The organism is Kribbella sp. NPDC050820, assembly GCF_040653975.1.
In the GTDB taxonomy this organism is placed as follows: domain Bacteria; phylum Actinomycetota; class Actinomycetes; order Propionibacteriales; family Kribbellaceae; genus Kribbella.
This window is the reverse complement of record NZ_JBFAHB010000080.1, coordinates 34061-40208: the sequence shown is the minus strand read 5'-3', so window position 1 is coordinate 40208 and position 6148 is coordinate 34061. Positions and strand designations below refer to the sequence as shown.

Below are 6148 nucleotides of genomic sequence, written 5' to 3'. Positions count from 1 at the left end.
CCCACCAGTCACCGACCAGCGACTGGTAGAAGTCCGCGAACGGGCCGCTGGTGCCCTTTCCCAGGAATCCGGCGGTCGGGCACCGGGCCAGGTGATCCGCCGGCGGGGCAGCCGGGTCACAAACGGGCGGCGGCTACCAGGGTGGCGCGGCGAGGGGCTGAGAGGGGTTCGTTTTCCAGGCGTTTGCCGGTTTCGGAGGCGTGCAGCATGCCTTCGGGGGAGACGAAGCCTACGTGGTGGACCGGCTGGCCGGGGCGGGCGAAGAAGTAGAGGTCGCCGGGTTGGGCTTCGTCGATGGGGATGTTCTCCAGGGTGTCCGCCTGGTCGTGGGCGTCGCGCGGGGTGCGAAGACCGAGCACCCGGCTCACGGTGTGGATCAGGCCGGAGCAGTCCAGCCCGTACGCCGACGTACCGCCCCACAGGTACTCGAGCCCCAGGAACTGCGACCCCAGCGCTAGCCGGTCCTCGGCCGACCCCGACCCGGTCCGCAGTGCGCTGTCGGCCAGCCACCCCGACCCACCATCGGGCGTCGCCACCCGCGTGTACCCGTCCGCGTGCTCAACCGACGCGAGCACCGTGGCGAACGACAACTCTCCCAGGATCCGCGCGTCACCAGCCGGCTCGGCCAGCAGAGCAGCAGTCGGTACGGCGACAGCGACCGGAGCAGACGCGGCCGACGGCAACTCACCCAGGTGGCTGGACGGCACCCAGCCCGGATACCCCAGCTCGTCCTGCGACGACGGCTGCCACGGCGCGACGATCTCCGACCAGCCGTCCCGTTCCGACCGCACCAGCACGGGTTCGGCGAACAGCAACTGGGTCAGCGTCCGGTCGTGCAGACCCAGGCGCGTCTCGGTGTCCATCGACTTCGCCCAGGCGGCCACGTCGGGCTGAGCGGCGATCGCAGGGGCGTCGATGTCGCGGGGCGCGTCCGGCGCGGTCCACACCGTGCTGACCGGGAATTTGGCGGCGACTAGCTTCATGCGGTCAAGCCTGTCACGCCGAGTCCGGGCGCCGACGGCAGGTGGATCAGCGCGCCGTCGTACCGGATCCCGCCCGTCACCGGCGCCTCCCGGAGCCACCACGCCGCGTCCAGGTCGTTGACCGCCGACGTCGGATACGCCGACACGAGCGCAGCCGCTGCGCCGACGCCGACCGGGCCCTCCATCATCGATCCGATGATGGTCTGGATCCCGTGCTCCCGGGCCAGCTCGAGCAGCGTCCGGGCCGGTCCGAGCCCGCCGCACTTGGCCAGCTTCACGTTCACCATGTCCGCGGCGCCGTACCGGATCACGGCCACCAGGTCGCGCACGCCGAACACGGACTCGTCGGCCAGGATCGGCGTACTGACCCGGTCCGTCACCCACGCCATCCCTTCGAGGTCGGCCGCGGGCACCGGCTGCTCGACGAGCTCGAGGTCGCAGCCGGCGTCCTCCATCGCGCGGATCGCGGTCACGGCGTCGCGCCGCGACCACCCCTGGTTGGCGTCGAGCCGCAGCGACGGGCCGGGACCGATCGCCGCCCGGACCTGGCGGACCCGCTCGAAGTCGGCGCGCGCGTCACCGGTGCCGACCTTGATCTTGAGCACGTCGAAGCCGTCGGCGACGCGAGCTCGTGCTGCGGTTGCGAGCGCGTCGGCATCGCCGACCGACAGCGTGACGTCGGTAGCGACCGTGTCCACCGTCGACCCGAGGAAGTTGTGCAGCGACTGCCCGCGACGACGGGCGGCCAGGTCGTGCAGCGCGACGTCGACCGCGCCCTTGGCGCCGAAGTTGCCGACGGCAGCGTTCTGCACCCGGCGGAGCGCCTCGGTCAGGTCGTCCGGCTCGAGCCCGTCCAGCGCGGCCGCGATCGGTCCCTCGACACACGCCTGGGCTCCGGCGAGCGACTCGCCGGTGACCTTCCAGACCTGCGGGGCCTCACCCCAACCGCTGACTGAGCCGTCGCTGACCGAGCCGTCGCTGATCTCGACCAGGAGCGAGTCGGCGTGCGTCGCCGTACGCAGAGCAGTGACGAACGGGGTGTGCAGCGGCGCCGACACCAGGTGCGTGGAGATCTTCATCGCACCGCGTCCAGGTCGTGGCGGTGGTTCCAGGCCTCCAACGCGATCGACGCGATGAGCTTCTGCGCGTCCGCGTCGGGCAGGTCGGACGTCGTACACACGACGAGCACGAAGGGATCCGCGTCGGCCGGGCGGACGATGCCGCCGTCGTGCCGGATCCGGGTGTCCCAGCCGTTCTTGTGCTCGACCCGGGTCCCGGTCGGAAGCAGGGCGGGGATCTCGCCGTTCCACTGGTTGCCGGCCAGCAGGTCGCGCAGATACGTGCCCGACGCGCCCTTCTGATTGCCCACCGCAACCAGTACGGCGGCCAGCCCGGCCGGGCTCATCTCGTTGCTGATCCCGGCCCGCCGCGCCGGGATGTCGTCGATCCCACGCCGGATCGCGCTCGGCCCGGACCCCAGCTCGGCGTTGGCTGCCTTGACGCCGGCCAGCTCCAGCACCAGGTTCGTCGCGAGGTTGCTGGACACCGTGATCATCTCGGTCGCGAGCCAGCCGAGCGGCACCTGCGTACCCAGCTTGGTCCAGGTCGCCGGCGCGTCGTCCTCGTCCTGGCGCACGCCGAACCGGCCGCCGGCCGCGGACTCGAAGTCGTTGTGCACGGTCACCAGCTGCTCGAGCGCGAGCTCACCCGTCTCGACCTTGCGCATCATCGCCATCGCCACCGGCAACTTCATCGTGCTGGCGGAGTAGTGCGTCCGCTCCGCCTGGTGCTCGAACACCGGCGTACCGTCCAGTCGGCCGAGCCACACCCCGAAGTCGCCGCTCCCGTCGACCTCCCGGAGCAGTTCCGCGATTCCCATGCCGCTCACCCTTCCACACACCCGCCTGGCAGACTTCCGAGGGTGTCCAGAGCATTGGGTCTCGTTCTCGGCTTCGCCGCCGACCGTGTGCTCGGCGATCCGCGCCGCTACCACCCCGTGGCCGGCTTCGGCCAGGTCGCCACCCGCCTGGAGAAGCGCAGGTACGGCAACTCGCGCGCAGCCGGCGCGGCCTACACCGGCGCCCTCGTCGGTACGGCGGTCGCCGGCGGAGCGCTCGTGGAGCGGCTGACCCGGAACCGCCCGATCGTCCACACCCTGGTCACCGCCGCCGCGACCTGGACCGTGCTCGGCGCCCGCAGCCTGGACCGCGAGGCCGAGCACATGGCCGCCCTGCTCGAGGAGAAGGACATCCCGGCGGCACGATCCCGGCTGAGCCATCTGTGCGCGCGGGACGCGACCGACCTGGAGGCCGATGAGCTGGCTCGGGCGACGGTGGAGTCGCTCGCCGAGAACACCTCCGACGCCTGCGTCGCGCCACTGCTGTGGGGCGGTGCGCTCGGCGTCCCCGGACTACTCGGCTACCGCGCCGCGAACACGCTCGACGCGATGGTCGGCTACAAGTCGGCGAAGTACCTGAACTTCGGGTGGGCGGCGGCCCGGCTGGACGACGTACTCAATCTGCTGCCCGCTCGGGCCTGCGCCGTGCTGACCGGGTTCGCTGCTGGGCGGCCGCGGGAGGCGGTCGGGGTGTGGCGGCGGGACGCGTCGAAGCATCCGAGTCCGAACGCCGGGCCGGTCGAGGCTGCGTTCGCCGGTGCGCTGGACCTGCAGCTCGGCGGGCGGAACAGCTACGGGGACTATCAGGAGGACCGTGGCACGCTGGGAGACGGACCCACGCCGACGGTCGCGGACGTCCGCCGTACCGCTGCCCTCGCGCGGCGCGTCGGCGTCGCGGCGGCGGGAGTGGCAGTGGGAGTTGCGGGGATCCTGGCGGTAGCGAGCCGGCGGAAGGGGAGACGGTGGGTAAGGACCTGAGCCGGCGGCCGCTGCGGATCGCCCTGATCCGGCACGCCGAGTCCGAGGCGAACCTGGACAAGACGATCTTCGAGCGCGTCCCCGACCACTCCATCCCGCTCACCCAGCACGGCCACGAGCAGGCCGCCCAGGCGGGCAAGCGGCTGCGGGAGCTGTTCGAGAACGAACCGGTCCGGGTCTACGTCTCGCCGTACCTGCGGGCCTGCCAAACGCTGGAGTCGCTCGGCATCGATGACCTGCTGGACGTCGTCCGCGAGGAGCCGCGGCTGCGGGAGCAGGACTGGGCCAATTTCCAGGACACCGAGGACATCGAGCGGCAGCAGCAGCTGCGGGACTCGTTCGGGCACTTCTTCTACCGGTTCACCGACGGCGAGTCCGGCGCCGACGTGTACGACCGCGTGTCGACGTTCCTGGAGACGATGCACCGCGACTTCGAGACACCGGACGCGCCACGGAACATGCTGCTGGTGTCGCACGGGCTGACCATGCGGCTGTTCTGCATGCGCTGGTTCCATTGGTCGGTCCGGTTCTTCGAGACGCTGTGCAACCCGGACAACGCCGAAACACGCGTTCTGCTGCGGCAGCCGGATTTCCGGTACAAGCTGGACCGGCCGTTCGAGCAGTGGACACCTTACGAACCGACGGAACGGGAGCGATCGGCATGGTTGTAGAGCAGACCCGGGAAGCGGTCCTCGAGCTGCTGGCGAGCCTGTCGCCGGCTCAGCTGGACAAGGTCAGGGCCGCCTTCGACACGCCCGACCACAAGGACTGGACGTACCTGCCCGGCGACCGGCCCGGGCTGCCGTTGGCCGAGCTGACCCCGGCCCAGCAGCGGCTCGCGGAGCGGCTGATCGAGATCGGTTGCAGTGAGCGCGGCGTGGCCGACTCGAAGGCCGTGCTGGAGGCCGAGGTGATCCTGCGCGGGATCCCCGACCTGCCGCCGACCGGCGAGTGGGAGGGTTCCGTGCTGGGCGGGCGGTACTTCCTCCGGGTGCTCGGCGACCCGGCCGGCACGGAGCCGTGGGCCTGGCGGCTGAACGGTCACCACCTGGCCCTGCACGTGACCCTCGTCGACGGCGCGATCGCGTTCACCCCGCAGTTCATCGGGTCGAACCCGGCCGAGGTGCGGTCGGGACCGCAGGCGGGCCGGCGGTTCCTGGCCGCCGAGCAGGACCTGGGCTTCCAGCTCCTGCACGCCCTCGAGCCCGGCCAGCGCGCGGTCGCCGTCGTCTCGGACGAGGCGCCCGACGACATCCTCACCCGGCACGACCCGGTCGCCGACGCATCCCTGCTGCACCGGGGCCTGGCGTACGGCGACATGACCGGCGAGCAACGCCAGGTGTTCAGCCTCCTGGTCGGCCAGTACGTCGGCCGCGCCGCCGGGCCGATCGGGTTGCAGACCTGGCAGGACATCACCGACCACGGCATCGAGCGCCTGACCTTCGCCTGGGCCGGCGAGACCGAGCCAGGCGTCGGCCACCGCCACTACTACTCGATCGTCGGCCCTACCTTCCTCGCCGAGTACGACAACACCCAGGACAACGCCAACCACATCCACTCCGTCTGGCGCGACCTCCGCAACGACTGGGGCACCGACCTGCTCGCTGCCCACTACTCCCAGAGCGCGCACTGATGGTTGGTGGACATGTCGTCGACGACCTGCGTGACCTACCGGCGGAGCGGCGTACGGGATGCCGTCGAAGACGCGGTAGTTGCTCTTGGCAACTCCCTGGACGGTGCCGGCGGTGGTCTGGACAAAACGCTCCGAGGCGCCGCGGGCGGTCGATGGCGCGAGGCCGACCGCGACCACAGCCAGAGGAGCTGAGACAGGAACCGGTGGGCTGGGACATGAAATACCATGTCCCAGCCCACCAGATGGTGTCTCGGGCCCCGACTTGAGTCGTAGGACCCGGGGCGGCCGCGCCGAGTCGTTGTGCTCGTCAGTGCGTGACGAGTGAGGCGCAGAAGGCTGCGAGTTGCTGCTCGGTGAAGCCGTGGCTCATCAGGAACTCGGCCTCCGCGACGGTGCCGAGGTGGCCGCCTGGGTTGAAGGATCCGCCGAAGCCGCCGGGTAGGACGGTGCCGTCGGGCAGGGTCGCCCCATCCAGGGCACCACTGGCGATGGCGCTGCGCAGCGGGCCGAGGCAACCGGAGTAGTTGGTGGCGAAGTCGTTCGCGGGCGTGTCGGCCGACGCGATGGCCGGGGCTGCGATGCCGAAGCTCAGCGCGGCCGCGACGGTGAGGACTGTGCGGGTGAGGACGTGCATGGTGGTCTTCCTTGTCGGTGTCG

General features: G+C 71.1%; 7 protein-coding genes. 3 read left to right on the top strand and 4 right to left on the bottom strand.

All coding sequences use genetic code 11. The features are described from left to right. Positions 1-116 precede the first annotated feature (116 nt). The 3 genes from AB0H36_RS40605 to AB0H36_RS40595 are packed head-to-tail and all read right to left on the bottom strand — an operon-like array spanning position 117 to position 2862. The gene (locus AB0H36_RS40605; RefSeq protein ID WP_360536091.1) at positions 117-983 is read right to left on the bottom strand and encodes an NlpC/P60 family protein; all 867 of its coding nucleotides are present in this window, start codon (positions 981-983) and stop codon (positions 117-119) included. Further along, positions 980-2062, bottom strand: coding sequence for a dipeptide epimerase (locus tag AB0H36_RS40600; protein ID WP_360536089.1), 1083 nt, complete (start codon positions 2060-2062; stop codon positions 980-982). The genes AB0H36_RS40605 and AB0H36_RS40600 overlap by 4 nt, the downstream gene beginning before the upstream one ends. Next, entirely contained in the window at positions 2059-2862 is an 804-nt protein-coding gene (locus AB0H36_RS40595) for a serine hydrolase (RefSeq protein WP_360536087.1), read from the bottom strand. Before AB0H36_RS40595 ends, AB0H36_RS40600 begins: the two co-directional genes overlap by 4 nt. A 42-nt stretch (positions 2863-2904) precedes the next feature. Here AB0H36_RS40595 and AB0H36_RS40590 point away from each other — a divergent pair, with 42 nt between their 5' ends. The 3 genes from AB0H36_RS40590 to AB0H36_RS40580 are packed head-to-tail and all read left to right on the top strand — an operon-like array spanning position 2905 to position 5491. Beyond that, positions 2905-3858 carry a cobalamin biosynthesis protein gene (locus tag AB0H36_RS40590; RefSeq protein ID WP_360536085.1) on the top strand — a complete coding sequence of 318 codons (954 nt, stop codon included), beginning with the start codon at positions 2905-2907 and terminating at the stop codon, positions 3856-3858. Next, positions 3843-4529, top strand: coding sequence for a histidine phosphatase family protein (locus tag AB0H36_RS40585; RefSeq protein WP_360536083.1), 687 nt, complete (start codon positions 3843-3845; stop codon positions 4527-4529). The genes AB0H36_RS40590 and AB0H36_RS40585 overlap by 16 nt, the downstream gene beginning before the upstream one ends. Beyond that, the gene (locus AB0H36_RS40580) at positions 4520-5491 is read left to right on the top strand and encodes a DUF3500 domain-containing protein (protein WP_360536081.1); all 972 of its coding nucleotides are present in this window, start codon (positions 4520-4522) and stop codon (positions 5489-5491) included. The genes AB0H36_RS40585 and AB0H36_RS40580 overlap by 10 nt, the downstream gene beginning before the upstream one ends. A 307-nt stretch (positions 5492-5798) precedes the next feature. Here the strand turns inward: AB0H36_RS40580 and AB0H36_RS40575 are convergent, their stop codons facing one another. Continuing rightward, a complete protein-coding gene (locus tag AB0H36_RS40575; protein WP_360536079.1) occupies positions 5799-6125 on the bottom strand; it encodes a hypothetical protein in 327 nt (108 codons plus the stop codon). Between the last annotated feature and the right edge of the window lie 23 nt (positions 6126-6148).